Source organism: Brevibacillus sp. FW306-2-1A-C05A, from assembly GCF_058781555.1.
The window spans coordinates 390,849-405,405 of record NZ_JBYSWV010000001.1; the positions used below are offsets into that span (position 1 = coordinate 390,849).

At 55.5% G+C, this 14,557-nt stretch carries 18 protein-coding genes; 9 read left to right on the plus strand and 9 right to left on the minus strand.

Going from position 1 to position 14,557, the window contains the following annotated elements; genetic code table 11:
* Window positions 1-244: 244 nt before the first annotated feature.
* From AC3WJN_RS02015 to AC3WJN_RS02040, 6 genes are all read right to left on the minus strand, one after another.
* Window positions 245-1,024, minus strand: a complete 780-nt coding sequence (locus tag AC3WJN_RS02015; protein WP_007784270.1) for a DUF4247 domain-containing protein — start codon at window positions 1,022-1,024, stop codon at window positions 245-247.
* Window positions 1,025-1,036: 12 nt separating this feature from the next.
* On the minus strand, window positions 1,037-1,543 hold the full coding sequence (locus AC3WJN_RS02020) for a DUF4178 domain-containing protein (protein WP_005833401.1): 507 nt from the start codon (window positions 1,541-1,543) through the stop codon (window positions 1,037-1,039).
* A 27-nt stretch (window positions 1,544-1,570) separates the two neighbouring features.
* Window positions 1,571-1,975 carry a DUF350 domain-containing protein gene (locus AC3WJN_RS02025; RefSeq protein ID WP_007784267.1) on the minus strand — a complete coding sequence of 135 codons (405 nt, stop codon included), beginning with the start codon at window positions 1,973-1,975 and terminating at the stop codon, window positions 1,571-1,573.
* A 119-nt stretch (window positions 1,976-2,094) separates the two neighbouring features.
* Window positions 2,095-2,760 (minus strand): PspA/IM30 family protein, encoded by a 666-nt coding sequence (locus AC3WJN_RS02030; protein WP_005833405.1) that lies wholly within the window; start codon window positions 2,758-2,760, stop codon window positions 2,095-2,097.
* 115 nt (window positions 2,761-2,875) lie between these two features.
* Window positions 2,876-5,056: a DNA topoisomerase III gene (locus AC3WJN_RS02035; RefSeq protein WP_007784264.1), complete on the minus strand. Its 2,181-nt coding sequence runs from the start codon at window positions 5,054-5,056 to the stop codon at window positions 2,876-2,878.
* 97 nt (window positions 5,057-5,153) lie between these two features.
* Entirely contained in the window at window positions 5,154-6,296 is a 1,143-nt protein-coding gene (locus tag AC3WJN_RS02040) for a DUF2515 family protein (RefSeq protein WP_007784262.1), read from the minus strand.
* Between the two features lie 134 nt (window positions 6,297-6,430).
* Here AC3WJN_RS02040 and shc point away from each other — a divergent pair, with 134 nt between their 5' ends.
* Window positions 6,431-8,332, plus strand: a complete 1,902-nt coding sequence (gene shc, locus AC3WJN_RS02045; RefSeq protein WP_007784257.1) for a squalene--hopene cyclase — start codon at window positions 6,431-6,433, stop codon at window positions 8,330-8,332.
* A 9-nt stretch (window positions 8,333-8,341) separates the two neighbouring features.
* Here the strand turns inward: shc and AC3WJN_RS02050 are convergent, their stop codons facing one another.
* Window positions 8,342-8,539: a spore germination protein GerPD gene (locus tag AC3WJN_RS02050; RefSeq protein WP_005833411.1), complete on the minus strand. Its 198-nt coding sequence runs from the start codon at window positions 8,537-8,539 to the stop codon at window positions 8,342-8,344.
* A 161-nt stretch (window positions 8,540-8,700) separates the two neighbouring features.
* Here AC3WJN_RS02050 and AC3WJN_RS02055 point away from each other — a divergent pair, with 161 nt between their 5' ends.
* From AC3WJN_RS02055 to AC3WJN_RS02080, 6 genes are read left to right on the plus strand one after another with little or no spacing between them, the layout of a single operon-like run.
* Window positions 8,701-8,961 carry a spore germination protein gene (locus AC3WJN_RS02055; protein ID WP_007784254.1) on the plus strand — a complete coding sequence of 87 codons (261 nt, stop codon included), beginning with the start codon at window positions 8,701-8,703 and terminating at the stop codon, window positions 8,959-8,961.
* Complete coding sequence (locus tag AC3WJN_RS02060; RefSeq protein ID WP_005833415.1) at window positions 8,958-9,182, plus strand: spore germination protein GerPB; 225 nt, start codon at window positions 8,958-8,960, stop codon at window positions 9,180-9,182. Before AC3WJN_RS02055 ends, AC3WJN_RS02060 begins: the two co-directional genes overlap by 4 nt.
* 34 nt (window positions 9,183-9,216) lie before the next feature.
* Window positions 9,217-9,831, plus strand: a complete 615-nt coding sequence (locus AC3WJN_RS02065; protein WP_005833417.1) for a spore germination protein GerPC — start codon at window positions 9,217-9,219, stop codon at window positions 9,829-9,831.
* Window position 9,832: 1 nt separating this feature from the next.
* Window positions 9,833-10,018, plus strand: coding sequence for a spore germination protein GerPD (locus AC3WJN_RS02070; protein WP_005833419.1), 186 nt, complete (start codon window positions 9,833-9,835; stop codon window positions 10,016-10,018).
* Between the two features lie 14 nt (window positions 10,019-10,032).
* Entirely contained in the window at window positions 10,033-10,425 is a 393-nt protein-coding gene (locus tag AC3WJN_RS02075; protein ID WP_005833421.1) for a spore germination protein GerPE, read from the plus strand.
* A gap of 2 nt (window positions 10,426-10,427) precedes the next feature.
* Window positions 10,428-10,643: a spore germination protein gene (locus tag AC3WJN_RS02080; RefSeq protein ID WP_005833423.1), complete on the plus strand. Its 216-nt coding sequence runs from the start codon at window positions 10,428-10,430 to the stop codon at window positions 10,641-10,643.
* A gap of 114 nt (window positions 10,644-10,757) precedes the next feature.
* On the opposite strand, the gene AC3WJN_RS02085 is transcribed toward AC3WJN_RS02080, so the two are convergent.
* The gene (locus AC3WJN_RS02085; protein WP_005833425.1) at window positions 10,758-11,357 is read right to left on the minus strand and encodes an Hsp20/alpha crystallin family protein; all 600 of its coding nucleotides are present in this window, start codon (window positions 11,355-11,357) and stop codon (window positions 10,758-10,760) included.
* Window positions 11,358-11,445: 88 nt separating this feature from the next.
* Entirely contained in the window at window positions 11,446-12,801 is a 1,356-nt protein-coding gene (locus tag AC3WJN_RS02090) for an LCP family protein (RefSeq protein WP_005833426.1), read from the minus strand.
* A gap of 226 nt (window positions 12,802-13,027) precedes the next feature.
* Here AC3WJN_RS02090 and AC3WJN_RS02095 point away from each other — a divergent pair, with 226 nt between their 5' ends.
* Window positions 13,028-13,951: an NAD(P)/FAD-dependent oxidoreductase gene (locus AC3WJN_RS02095; RefSeq protein ID WP_005833428.1), complete on the plus strand. Its 924-nt coding sequence runs from the start codon at window positions 13,028-13,030 to the stop codon at window positions 13,949-13,951.
* A 21-nt stretch (window positions 13,952-13,972) separates the two neighbouring features.
* Window positions 13,973-14,458 (plus strand): NUDIX domain-containing protein, encoded by a 486-nt coding sequence (locus AC3WJN_RS02100; RefSeq protein ID WP_005833429.1) that lies wholly within the window; start codon window positions 13,973-13,975, stop codon window positions 14,456-14,458.
* Window positions 14,459-14,557 lie beyond the last annotated feature (99 nt).

The window sequence follows — 14,557 nt, forward strand, 5'->3', positions numbered from 1 at the left end:
ACTGCCAAACAAAAGTCGAGAAAGCAGCTTTGGAAATCGCTTTCACAAGTCGAAGGCTGCCTCGCTTTCTTTCCCCGGTTTTTCGTGTACTCTACATCTTACAAACGCAACAGAGCTTCCATGCTTTGCTTTATGAAAAATTGATTACAAAACATTGTTGGAACAAGCGAATTTTTTTTAAGGCAGGGCTGCCGCTTGTTCAGGCACGCAAAAAACCCGCCTTGTCAGCGGGTTGGTCTTGCGCTTATCTGCGTTTCGTAATTCTGCCGGAGCTTCCTACCTTCGTGCGCGGAGGCGACTTGCTTTTCGGCTTGGTAAAAACCGAGGATTTTTTCGAGGAAACGGACGAGTTGCTGTCGGACGAGCGAATAATTTTGCCTGTGCTCCCGCTAGACGACGTATCCTGCTTTTTGAACAGGTTGCCGTCCTGGCCGACTTTAGCGCTGCTCTTCTTCTTGCTGTCGCTGCGCTTTGTAATGCTGCCCGTGCCTTCCTTCGTGATCGGCGGCGCAGTCTTTTTCTCCGCCTCGGACGGCACGTGGTAGCTGCCTGTCGGCTTGTAAATGTCCTTGCTCGAATAACCGCGATAGCTGCCCTTCGAGCTTTTTTTATGTCCATCGAACAGGTCGTCGAGGACGCTGGCCAGGATGTAGCCCTGTAAAAAGGACGAATCGTAGTTTTCCCGGACGTACTCCTTCGTATCGACCTCAATCAGCGTGTCGGACGGCTTCGCCTGATCTTGCTGCAAATGGTACAGCTCGTCAGGGTAGATGAGGAACATGTGCTCTGCATCTTCTTTGGAAATCTCGTCCGGCTGCTTCTGTTCAGCAAGCTCCTTCGCTACCTCAGGCACCGTCTTGTTTTCAGCGCGGTAAATGCGCGACGTCTGCCCGTTATCTTTTGTGGAGACGGATTCGAGCGGATAGCTCTCGCCAATCGCGGGGCTGCCGCAGCCGGCCATTGACAGCAGAAGCACCGCCGGAATCAGCAAAAGCTTGATCCATTTCATCCAATCGTTCGGCATGCCCACCCCTCCTTACGTTCCGCGAAGTACCTGCACATCCGCTGGCAATACCGCCTCTCCTTCGTACAGCATGAATCTTCCATCCTGCCATTCGATCCGCAGCAGCTCGCGGCCATCGGATTGAAACTGCCAGATGTACTGCTCGCCGGACGTATGGAACGGCGCTTTGCCAACCACCTGGACTCTTCCGTTGTACTGCTCCTCCAGATGGTACGTCACATCGTCCATTTCAATCGTGGTCGGCACCTCGTCAACCGAATCGAGGCGGCCGTCGATGACGCTGTAAAGCTGAAAAATCGTTTTTTCGCGTTCTTCGATGTATAAGTAGCGGATGGTCGTTCCATCCTGCAAAGTCAGCATCGTCGCGTTGCGGCTCGCATTGGTCGACTTACCCGTGACCTGGTAGGTAACAAGCGAGACTTCCACCACGTCACCGGGTCCTACTGTCAGGATGCTCTTTTCCGGCGCAGGCGGCTCATGCTTGGCAAATAAGTTTTGAATGCGTTTGAACAAACTCATCTGGTCCTACTCCTTCCTTAGCCTTCCCTAGACCAATGCGCCGAGAATGAGCGCCCCTACCACGTGCAGCGATCCCGCCACCATGGCGTGTCCTACCATGCCTTGCTGGGTTCCGCGCTCCAGGTCAAGTCCGGTAAAGGTTTTCAACAACAGCTCGGCGATTTTCTCTAACAACAGCAAGATGATAAATGAGACCACAGATACCAACAGCGCGATCCACAGATCGTTCGAATTGAGAATTGACTGCGACAAAATATACCCTTGGGCAAACAGCTTCATCACAAAGCGGGTTGTGACAGCCACGTTGCCTTTTTTGATTTCGGCGATGTCCTTGTATTTTGTGAACAGCGTGTCAATCCACATCAACAAAAACAGCAGAATGCCGCCGGCACCCGTCCAGACCAGCATCCCCAGTATTTGCTGCAATTCCACGTCGATCCCCCCGTAGCCCAAAAGAGTTGAGAAAGCTCGGCTTCGCCACCTGTTTTGGACGAAGCCTTTTCGTTGTCATTTCGATTTCCTCAAGGAAAAAGGGGCACCGCCCAAGCGGTTTACCCCTCGTATTTTTTCAACAGCGCGGCCAGCTCGTCTTCCACCTGCTGGTCTTTGGACAGTTTCGCGATTTCGTCGTCGAGCGAGCTTTGCTTTTTGTACAGCTCCCCGCTTGCTTCTGCCTCCGCTTCCATTTGCAGCGCTTTTTCTTCCATGCGCTTTAAGCCCGCCATCGCCGAGTTGCTGTCGAATCCGGCCATCGTCTGGTTGATCGTCTTCTGGGCTTTCGCCGCATTCACGCGGGCGACGAGCGTCTCGCGCTTGTTTTTCAGCTCGGTAATCTGTTTTTTCATTTCCGCCAGCTTGTCGCGCAGTCCGTCTGCCGCCAGCTTGTTTTTCTCGTAAGCTTCCTTGTATTCGGCCATTTTTTGTTCAGCCGCTTTCTTCTCTTCCAGTGCGCGGCGGGCCAAGTCGATATTTTTCGCTTGCGCAGCTACGTGTGCCTGCTCATCGCGCTTTTTCACCAGCGCTTCCTGCTCTTCATACAGCACCTTGAACTTTTTCTCCAGGGCGATCTGGGCAGCGACCGCTTTTTCTGCTTCATTCAGGTCGTCTTGCATATCGCGCAAATATTGATCGGTCATTTTGATCGGATCTTCTGCTTTTTCAATCAGGGCATACAGGTTGGACATGGTCAAATCGCGAAGCCGTTTAAAAATGGACATGGTTCGTTCCTCCTTCAGTACGTGCCGGGTAATTCGGCCCAGTTTCGCCGCACCCTTTATACATGTATCTACGTTACTTACGCAAGCAAGTTTCAAAATGATGCGGATTTCTTTTTCAAGAGCTTTTTTCTGCCAACGACGGCACGCTGATTTTCGCCTTTTTGTCCGCTTCGTCCCATTGCAAATAGGCGTCGAAGCGCTCTTTTCCTTTGGCAAAGCCTTTGATGAGATTCGTCTTGCCCGTCTCCATCAGCTTTTTCACGGCAGCGGGCGTGATCTTTTTGCTCATGATCGTCTTCGATACGGTCACGGTGCACTGCGACTTTTTGTAGTTGGCGCACCCGTAAAAATCGCCCTTGTCCACGAAATCCCCGCCGCATGCCCGGCAGGTCGCCACTTTGGAGCCGAGCGAAAACTTCGTCGCCTGCTTCGATTTGGGCAGCGCCTCGACGTCGTAGCCTTCCAGTTTCCACTCGCGCGACTGCTCGACGGCATCTTCGACGATTTTATGCGAGAGCTTGCGCACCTGTTCCATGAAAACTTGTGCGGAGGCTTCTCCCTGCCCGATCTCCTGGAGGCGCTGTTCCCATCTTGCCGTCATTTCCGGGGAGGCGAGAATTTTGTCGCCGATCACGTCAATGAGCAGCATGCCCTTTTGCGTCGCAAACACCTGGTTTTTGCGCACCTCGATGTACTTGCGCTCCTTGAGCATGTTGATGATCCCGGCGCGGGTCGCTTCCGTGCCCAGCCCTTCCGTTTTCATCAGCACCTTTTCCAGCTCCTGGTTGTCGAGATGCTTGCCCGCTGTCTTCATCAATGTAATCAACTGGCCTTCCGTGTAGCGCTTGGGCGGCTGGGTCTTGCTCTCCTTGGCCTCTACCTTGTGCACTTTGCCCGTCTCGCCTTTGGCGAGCGGCGGCAGCACCGCTTCCTTGTCGTCCTTTTCCTCGTCGAACAAAACATCGCGCCAGCCTGCGCGAATTTGCACCTTTCCTTTGCTGATGAACACGGCGCGGCCATCGACGAGCGTCGTCACCGTCGTGTAGTCGAACAGCGCGCTCTCCTGGTGCGCGGCGATCAGGCGTCTGGCGACCAGGTCGTATATTTTCCGCTCCTCGTCGCTCAGCCTGGAGACGGTCGGCACCTGCTCGGTGGGAATGATCGCATAGTGATCGGTCACCTTTTTTTGGTTCACGTACCGCTTGTCCTGGGCGATGGACGCTTTGGACAGCGGAAAGTGCGACTGGTACTCAGGCTGCTTGGACAGCTTCGCCAAAATGTCGGGAAACGTCTTCGCCTCTTCTTGCGTGACAAACGACGAATCGGAGCGCGGGTACGACAAAATCCCTTTCACGTACAGCTTTTGTGCGATTTCCAGCGTCTTTTGCGGCGAGAACTTGAACATTTTGTTCGCGGTGGCCTGCAGCGAGGAGAGGTTGAACAAGTACGGCGGCAAAAATTCTTTGCGCTCCGTCTCCACCTCGCTCACCTCTGCCGGCTTGTCCCGGCAAAAAGCGGCGATTCGCTCCGCGAGCTGCGGGTCGAGAATGCGCGATTCCCCGTCGTCCTTGTGCCAGACGCCTTCGTAGCGCTTCTTGCCGATCGCAAACGTCGCCTTGACCTCCCAGAACGGCTCGGGCTTGAAGGCGGCGATCTCCTTTTCCCGCTTGACGACCAGCGCGAGCGTCGGCGTCTGCACCCGGCCTGCGGAAAACACGTCGTTGATCCCTTTCTGCTTCAACAGCAGCGTGTAGACGCGGGAAGCATTCATCCCGACCAGCCAGTCTGCGCAAGAGCGGCTGTACGCCTCGTGGTACAGATTGCGCGTCTGCGTCTCGTCGAGCAAAGCGGCAAACCCTGCGGTAACGGCGCGCTCCGTCAGCGAAGAAATCCACAGCCGCTTCATCGGCTTCTTCACTTTGCACATTTCGACGATGGTGCGGACAATCAGCTCCCCTTCCCGCCCCGCGTCGCCCGCGTGAATAATTTCCGTGACGTCCGCGCGTTTCAGCAACTGTTTGATGATGCCAAACTGCTTTGCCTTTGACTTCATCACCTGATGCTGAAACGACTCGGGGATGAGCGGCAACGTGGCGATCGACCATTTTTTCCACGCCGGGTTGTACGCCTCTGGCGGCACCAGCTCACAGATGTGCCCGACCGCCCAGGTAAAAAAGGCCCCCTTGGGAAAAAACCGATTGGGGTGCACTTCGAGGAAGCCTTGTTGTTTTCTATGGGGAAACGGACTGGCAAGCTTCATGGCCTGGTCCGGTTTTTCTGCTATGACAACTTTCATGCCTGCTCTTCTCCTACGTGTGTAATCTCTCTTCCTATTCTACTACATTCGGCAAGCGAAGCTGAAAAAATTGGCAACAGCTTATCAGGCGCCGCTGTTACGAGCCAAGCAGCTTCGCTTTTGCCAGCACCGCCCGCTCGATTTTTTCCAGCGCCTGGCAGTACGCGTCCTCTGCCCGGGAAAAAGCCGGCTGGTCCCGTGACAAAACGAGCTTGTGCACGACGCCTTTTGTGGCCGGGTACCAATCCACTGCCGTCGGCGGCTCGTGCCGGACTGGCTTCCAGGCTTGCCGCAGGGCGGGGGAATACAACCGCCGGGCGCCCGGCAAAAGCTGGCAGCTCGCCAGTTTTTTCTGGTACGGCTTGCCGGGTGCCGTCTCGCGCAAGTCGTGGAACAGATGCGGCCAAAAGTCTTTGCGGGAGCCGGTATGCGGCTTGTGGCTGGCCCACGCTATTGCGCCTTCCTTGATCTCGTTGTCGCAAAACAGCAGGCTGTACAGTCTTTTCCCCAGCTCGATGCGCTCTGCCAAGGAAGCAAAATGAAAAACAGGTTCGCCTGCAAGCCGCAATGCTCCGTCCTCCTGGCCCGCCGCCCGGTACGGAAACAGGATCAGATTGAGCCGCAGTACCTCCTGCAAAGCAAACGGCAGTGTCTTCACCACAGTAGTCTGATAGGCTTCGTCGCCCATCATGTGCGTCTGCAAATAATGCTGTTCGTTCACAATCAGGCCGATCGAAAGCAGCTTGCTGTCGCCTGTTTTCCAGAAATGGTTCCAGACAGCCTGCATGAACACAGAGACTTCCAACTCGGGAAGAAGGTGAAAAAGGTTGGTCTGTCGCTTCAGGCTCTCCTCATACAGTAATAATTGAGGGTACGCATCTTGAAAAATCAGCCAGTTGCCCCGCTCCAAAAACGCAAAATAGTCGTGCTGTACTTTTGCGGGAAGCAACTGCAGCAATAGCTCGCCGCGAAGATCGGTCATGCTCCAGCCGGCGTTGCGCGATACGAGGTGCGCCAAAAGGGACCAGTGAACTTCCGGATGCTTGTGAAAAAAAGTCAAATAGGCGCTCGTTCGGTCCAGGTTGTCGGCGTTGCTCGCTGCTGTCTTGCGCCTGATTTCGGCGATCGTGTCCTGTTCTGTTGTGACGAGGGAGTTGGCTGCCTGCCTCGCTTCTTTTGCTTTCGCTAGCTCGCGTGCGAGCGGCCATAGAGCCGGATTCGCATGCCATGACCATCCCATACAGATCCCTCCTGCCTGGCGAACGCATTTTTTGTACAGATAAGAATGGATAAAATTCTTATCCAGTATAAGGGCAACGAAGGCTGCGCCAAAGGCTTGGCGCAGCCAGGTTTTCTACATGGAGGTGGTTTTCGTTGCGCGAAGTACGCGAAGAAATCAGCCGGATTCAGTCTGTTGTCCTGCACAGCCAACAGCAGGACGGCTCCTGGCGCTTCTGTCTGGAAAGCTCTCCGACGACAGACGCCCACATGATTATCTTATTGCGGACGCTCGGGATTGATGATGAGCGGCTCATTGACGGGCTGACTGCGCGGATCACGGCCCTTCAGCAAGAAAATGGCGCATGGAAGCTGTACCCGGACGAGGCCGAGGGAAATCTCTCGACGACTGTAGATTGCTACTATGCGCTGCTGCTCTCGCGTCGCTATGAAAAAAAGGAGCCGCGGATGGCTCGCGCTCGCGCGTTTATTCGCGGCAAAGGCGGCTTGAGCGAGGCGAACCTGCTGACGAAGTTTGCCGCTGCCTTGGCGGGGCAGTACAAGTGGCCCGCTCATTTTCTCGTGCCTGTAGAAATTGCGCTCTTGCCTCCTAGCTCTCCGATCAGCTTTTACGATTTTGTCGGGTACGCCCGTGTGCATCTGGCGCCGATGATGATTGTCGCTGACCGCAAATACGTCAACGTGACGGCGGATACCCCCGATCTGTCCGATTTGTATGTGAACCCTTCCATCGCTCCCGGCGTCTATCCCCATCGGCTGCTGGAGCGCTTCACGCGGGACGGACAAAGCTTTTTGTCCTCTATCCACGAGTACGTGTTGCGCTTGCCGTTTTTACCCGGCCTGCTGCACGAGCTGTCCTTGCGCAGATTGGAGCAGTTTATCCTCGCGCGCGTGGAGGCAGACGGGACGCTGTACAACTACTCGACCTCGACGTTTTTCATGATTTTTGCCTTGCTCGCCCGCGGCTACTCTTTGCGTGATCCGCTGATCGCAAAAGCGATGTCAGGTTTGCGCGATTCGGTCTGCCAAACGGCGGAAGGCGCGCACTTGCAACTGGCGACCTCTGCCGTCTGGGACACGGCGCTGCTGTCGCACGCCTTGCAGCAAAGCGGCCTGCCCGCAAGCCACCCTGCCATCCAGCGGGCGAACCGTTATTTGCTCAAAAAACAGCAACATACGTACGGAGACTGGAAAATTCGCAATCCGGGAGGGGTTCCTGGCGGCTGGGGCTTTTCGGACTACAATACGATGAATCCGGATATCGACGACACGACAGCGGCCTTGCGCGCTCTGCTCAGCCAGTCCCGCCTGGATAAAGCAACCGCTGCCGCCTGGAAGCGCGGGCTGGATTGGCTGTTGTCCATGCAAAACGACGATGGCGGCTGGCCTGCCTTCGAAAAAAACACGGACTCCCCGCTCATTTCCAGCCTGCCGATCGAAGGCGCAGACACGGTCAGCACCGACCCGTCCTCGGCCGATTTGACCGGAAGAACATTGGAGTTTCTCGGCCGTTACGCCGGGTACAAAGAGAACGACGCGCCTGTCCAGAAGGCGGTTCGCTGGCTGCTCGCCCGCCAGGAAATAGACGGCTCCTGGTACGGCAGATGGGGCATCGCCTATTTGTACGGGACGTGGGCGGCGCTCACCGGGCTGATGGCAGTCGGCGTCTCCCCCGCTCATCCGGCGGTCCAGAAAGCGGTCGACTGGCTGACGCGACAGCAAAATGCCGACGGCGGCTGGGGCGAATCGTGCCACAGCGACGAGCAAAAAACGTACGTCCCCCTCGGCGCCAGCACGCCATCGCAAACGGCATGGGCGCTCGATGCCCTGATCGCCGTACATCCCCGGCCGACTCCGGCTATTGAACGCGGCATCGACTATTTATCCAGGCAAAGCCAGGCGGCAGACTGGACCACCGCTTATCCGACGGGCGGCGGACGCCCCGGCGGCACTTATTTTGCCTATCACAGCTATCGCTGGATTTGGCCGCTGCTCGCCCTTAGCCACTACCAGAGCAAATACGCGTCCGCAAGCTAGACGAGGCGATCAGTCGCCTCGTCTCGTTGGTGTGGTCGGCCGGATCGGAACGTCTTTGCTGAAAATGAGCGAGTCGTCTGCCGTGTCAAAAACCGACGAGCAACTGATGACGTCCGCGTCCCCGATCAGCACGAGCGATGACTGCTGCACGCCGCCCATCTTGATTTCTCCCACGGCGATTTTTTTGTTGTTGACCTTCATGTTCATCGCGTTTCCCCTCCTTTTTCCATCCTCGCAAAACTCTTCTGCCTGTCGCTGATGTATCGTATGCCCACGCTGCCCGGTGCGAACCGCAAAAGCGCGAAAAACAGGTATGAACACCCAGTGCCGTCACACATACAATACAAAAAGGACTCTTCCGAGGGGATGTGTCGAAGCTGCCAGCTATTGTTGGAGTCATCAACGTAAACAGCATAAGCGGCGTCTTCAATGTCGGAGACGTCCGCAAAATCTCGCCTGTCAGCTACTCCAAAACTTTTGCTGGCGGCGGATCGTTCAACTCCGGAACGAATCTTTCGCTCAAGATTCCCCGCAGCGTCGTCTACGTCAATGAGACAGCGGGCAACGAGCTGCCGATCTTTGTAGAGGATACAAGCGATCCGGCGGCAAAGGGACGGGATTTTTCATGAACTTTTTCGTTCATCAAAACATCGTCATCCACAACTTGAAAATTGATGGCATCACCAACTCGTCGGTTTGCCAAATTGGCAGTGCAGGTATGATTAAACCGTTATCCCAAATGTACAACACAGGCGGATTCACAGAGCCGGCTCCCCCTGCGGGGCCATTGCCCGAGACTTCGTCAGAGGAGTTCATTCCGCTTGTGCCTTTGGTTTCGCCTTCCCTCTAACCGGCTTTACGTTTGATGAAGAAGGATGATCGTCATGTACATGGGTCCCGAAATGATGCAGTATTTGCAACAGTTACATGACTATATACAAACGCAGAACAAAAAAATGGAAAAAATGAAGCAAATGATAGAAGAACTGCAACAGGATGTCAAAGAGTTAAAGGAAAAGCAGGTTCCTTCCGTCATCAAAAACGAGTACAAATTTGATCTGCTGAAAGTCGAACGGTTGGAAGGAACGCTCAACATCGGGCTTAATCCGAAGAGCAACGATTCCGGCATCGGCGATTTTTCCATTAACCAGAGCATGGATGTGCCAAACGGGGAGAAAAAGAACACGCCTTTGTTCGAACGAGTGCAAAAAGAAATTTACCGTTACCTGAAAGCGGACGCCTACCATGTGCTGGAACGAATCGAGGAAGAGTGCGGTTATCCGCTCAATGACGACTATCGCGATTTTATTTTGGAGGATATCAAGAAGCAGATCGACCAACGCATCCGTTATTATGTCAATCAGCTTCAGACCGATGAATGGGAGCCTGAACAGATCGACGTCTGGGCGGGAAAAATCGTCCAGAAGGTCAAGCGCGATATCGAAAAAACGTGTGAAGGCTTTGTCAAAAATCTCCCGCGCGAGGTGAACGAACCCTGATATGATCTACCAAGTGATAAACGGCGACATTTGCGTGCGCAGCGTTTCGATCGATGCCCTGTCGTCGTCCGCCTCCCTGTTTATCGGCGACACGACAACGGTCACGCTGCTCTCGTCCTACGAAACGCCACCCGAGTCGATGATTCTCGGAGCGATTCCGGTTGATACGGCGCTCACTCCACCTTGAGGAGGTTCCTATTGATGCACCGCAGAACGAGCCATGTCAAGAAGCTGAACAGCATTTCCATCGACTCCTCCTCTGTCTTGCAGATCGGGGACTCGAAGGAAGTCAACGCCCGCTCCAACATTTTGGCGGTCCAACGGGAAAAAGCGATTTTTTACCAGCACGAATTTGAATTTGCCGATTACGCTGTTTTTTCCGTGCCGTTACCCGCTCCTTGCCCTGCCGAGCCGATTTGCCTCGATACGTTTCACGACTGTCCCCGCATTCACGTCAAAAAGGTCGACGTACCGTTTACTGCGGCATCGTCGCTGATCCATATCGGCTCAACCGACTGCCTGACCTTGGAGACTCGCGTGAAAACCATCCGCCACCTGCTTCGCGACGAGCCCAAGCGCGAGAGGAGGAGCTAGCCGTGCCTTCCGTGGTCGGAGCGGTCAACATCAACAGCAACTCCGGGACTGTCAACTTCGGGGACACCTTGAACATCTCGCCCAAAACCGCATCCAAGACTTTCTCCGGTTCCGGTGGCGGCAATACGGGCAACGTCGTGAACACGATCAACGGCGCCAACGCAACCAATACGCTCGATCCGAGCATCGTCGATCAGCCGCTGGTTGGCAATATATGAACGGACAGTGTTAATGGCTTACATTAGCACTGTTTTTGTTTGGGCGCGGACATGCTCCCCCGTCCCTTGCAAGTTGCGGGAAAAGGAAAAGAGGAGGGCCGAAAAGTCCCTCCTCTACAGCTTCGCCTTGAATGTTGTTTTTCGTTCGCGGTAATCGGCATCGCGCTGCAAATAAATTTCCAGCAAGCCATCCTGGTACTGGGCTCTCATCCCTTTGGCGATCACCGGAGCAGGCAGTTCGATCTTGCGGTGAAACGAACCGTAGCTTCTCTCCGCCTGCACGCATGAGCCTTTGTAGTCCGGCTCCTTGACCAGCCCTTTGATTTCGAGCACTTTTTGTTCGACAAGCGAAAGCTCCAGGCTGTCGCGCGCAAAGCCCGGCAGCTCGCAGCATACGATCACGGACTGCTCCGCCAGGAACACATCCGTCGGCGGGTAGCCCTCGGTTTCTTCGACCTGCACCACCCGCAGCGGCCTATCCGTTGCTGGCTTTTTCCGGTTTTTTTGGATGGTCGGCACGACTTTCGCGGCCGTGCTCGGCGACTGGTTCGGCGATTTTTGGCTGAGCGCCGCAATGTTTTCCCAAAAATTCGCATCCATGATCTGGTTCATCTGGCGCAAGGCCCCCCACGGATGGTCTTTGTCCAGGTTCAGCTTTGCCAGGCTTTGCGATGCCTTTTGCAGTTGCTTCATCGTCTCCTGCCAATTTTTCAAAGAACATCGCCCCCTTCCCGAAAGCGGGCAGCGCTTCCGCTCCCTGGCAGTATATGTGCCCGGCTTTGCGGAGGGTGCAAAAAAATCGTTACGTTTGCCCACTGCCCCCGCCATCTGGCGCAGGAGCTGGCGGCGCGAGAATATCAGGCGGCGGCATGTCGCTCGGATACGACTCGCTGTCCTGGCCTGCTTCTCCACCCGGCACAGGTGTCGGCTCTGCTGGCGTCTCTGGCTTCGGCTGCGGTTTTGGCGCCGGAGTCGACGGCTTCTGCGGCTGCGGCTTCGCTACTTCCGATTGCGAAGAGGTCGACGGCTTCGTAGTTTGCGGTCTGGTCTCTGTTTTCATCTCGACTTTGGCTATTTCCGCTACCGCCGCATCGCTGAGCTTGTCGCTGGCTTCTGCCACTCCCAGCTCTTTCTGCAGCGTGCTGCGGACCGCCTGCATGTTCTCCTTCGGCCACAGAGAGTACGGAAAGCTCCAGATCGCGCCGTTTTCCAACGAGACGATATTGTCGGAAGAGATGCTGCCAAAGTCCATGGCCAGCCCTTTGATCTGGTCTTTGGACAGATCGGTTTTGATATGCTTGCCGACGGTCGCCATTACCTCCGTCAAGTGGGTAATTCCGTCCATCGAAACCATTTTGTCCGCGACAGCGCGAATGACCTGCTGCTGGCGGCGGTTGCGGTCGAAGTCGCTGGAGTTGTAGGCGCTGCCGCGTCTGTCGATCCGGTGTCTGACGAAGCCAAGCGCCTGCTCGCCGTTCAATACTTGCGTGCCTTTTTTCAAGCTGCGGTAGACGCCCTGCTTGGGCAGCTCGTACACCAGGTCGCGGTCCACGTCTACCTTGACGCCGCCGAGCTTGTCGACCACAGCGGTAAAACCTTCGAAGTCGAGCTGGACGTAGTGATTGACCGAGACACCGAGCATGTGCTCCAGCGTCTTTTTCAGCACCGTCATGCCATTTTCCGTGACAGGCTGTCCTTTGCTCTCCGCCAATTTCTTTTTCCCTTCGCCAATCGAAAAAACTTCGTTAATCTTGTGATAGCCTGGCTCGCCAGGAATTTGGACCCGCGTGTCACGGGGCAGCGACACCATCGTTACCTTTTTCGTGACAGGGTTAGCGACAGCGACGACCAGCACATCGGTGTTCAGCATCCCGATGTTGGCGCGCGTGTCCAATCCGACGATGACAAAGGAAATGGATTTCTGTTCCTCATACGGCTGCTCCACGACTGGCTGATCGGGAAGCTTGTACGGGTTTTTCGTCACGTCCTCCAATGTTTTGTCCACCTGGTTCAAGGCATACCCCGCCCCGACCGCAAGCAAACAGAGGAACAGGCACGCAGCCAGAAGCAGATACATCCGCTTGGATCGCTGTCCGCGTTTTTTTCGTTTCCGCGGCGTCTTCACAGGAGCCACTTGTTTTTCGTTCTTGGCCTGCACGCAGGTTCACTCCTTTTCCCATGGTGCCAACATTTCCGTTCAATTTTTCTATTATTCTGGAAAACCATGTCCCATTTTACCACATTTTGCTGTCAAATTGTAGGTGACGGTCAAGGCCACACACCTGTTTTGTCGTTTTGGCGGTGAGTCCTTGCACTCCGGAAACGAAACAGGTAGTCTAAAACTATTGGGAAATCGGAAACAGAAAAGATCGGGGGACTGGAGAGTGGAACACGTACAGGTGCTGATCGCAGGCGGCGGCATCGCGGGTTTGTCTGCCGCTATTTGGTGCCAACGATTGGGGTTGTCTTGCTTGCTGGTGGAAAAATCGGATCGGCTCGGAGGGCAATTGCACCAGATTCACAATGAAATCTGGGATTTTCCTCCGCGGGTGTACCCTCGGGGCGCTTCGCTTCTCGACGAGTTGTACCAGCATCCTACCATCCAAAACCTGAATGTCCGGCTGGGAGAAGAGCTGTTAGCCATTGACCGCGATGCGCACATCGTGACGACCTCCAAGACTGCCTATCGCGTCGACTATCTGCTTATCGCTACGGGCGTTACCCCCAATGAGATCCCGGCCCTCAACGGCTGCAAGCGCGTCCTGCCCCCCGCTTTTTCCTCTACAGCGGAAGCTACATCGGTCGCAGGGCTGGCGCTTGCCGTCATCGGCGGAGGGGATCGCGCGCTGGAAAGCGCCGTCAATCTCGCCAGGCATGCGCGCCATGTCTACTTGCTGATCCGCAGCAACCATCTGCGCGCCCGCCCCGAGTGGCTGCGCAAAATCGCGGGGCTGCCCAATTTGTCTTTGCTGTGGGAGACGGAAGTAACAGGCTACCAGGACGAAGGAGAGCGGCTGTGCTTGACGCTGGCCTCGCGACGGCCTGAAAATCCGCCAACGCTGGCCGTCGACTGGATTTTGCCGCGCATCGGCGTCCATGGCAACTGCGCAGGGCTGGGCGGCCTTGCCACGTTTGGCGAAGGGTATTTGAAAACAGATGAATTTCAGCGCGCGGACGATTCGTGGATTTACGGCACGGGTGACGCCACCAATGGAGCCGCCTATGCCAGCCTGTCCCTCGCTGTCGGGCAAGCGATGAAAGCAGTCAAGCATATTTCCATGCAATATCGCTCATCTACCCCGTTCTGATCGTAGAAAGGAGAGCTGTTCTTGTACGCTTTTTCAGATGATTTCGGTTTGCCTGTGCAGTTGACCTTTGACCCCGACGAATATCGCCTTCATCCGGCAGGCCACGTGCTCATTCTCCCTTTTTATGACGGAAAGCTGCTGTTTACCCGCCACCGCAGCCGGGGCGTAGAGCTGCCCGGAGGAAAAATCGAGCCTGGCGAAAGCAGTCTCGCCGCTGCCGTCCGGGAAGTGTACGAAGAGACGGGAGCTGTGCTGGAAGGCATTGAGCGAATCGGCCAGTACACGCTTGCCGGCGGACAGCGAAAAGACATCTACATCGCAAAAGTGCTTACATACGCTGCGACGCCTTCTGGCTCTGACGTGACCGAAACCGTCCTCTTCGACACCATTCCGCGTGATATCAAAAGCGACGGGCAGTTCAGCCGCATTTTGCGCGACGATGTCTATCCTCTGACGCTGGAAAGAGCGTTGCTGCATCCGTTTGCTGCCCCATCTGTCCGCTCCTGACCATAAGCGCATAAGCTGTTCACACAAACAAACAGGCACGTCCCTGCTGCTGCTTCGATCCCCATTTTCCTGAGGGAGAGCTGCGCAGGGCTGCCTGTT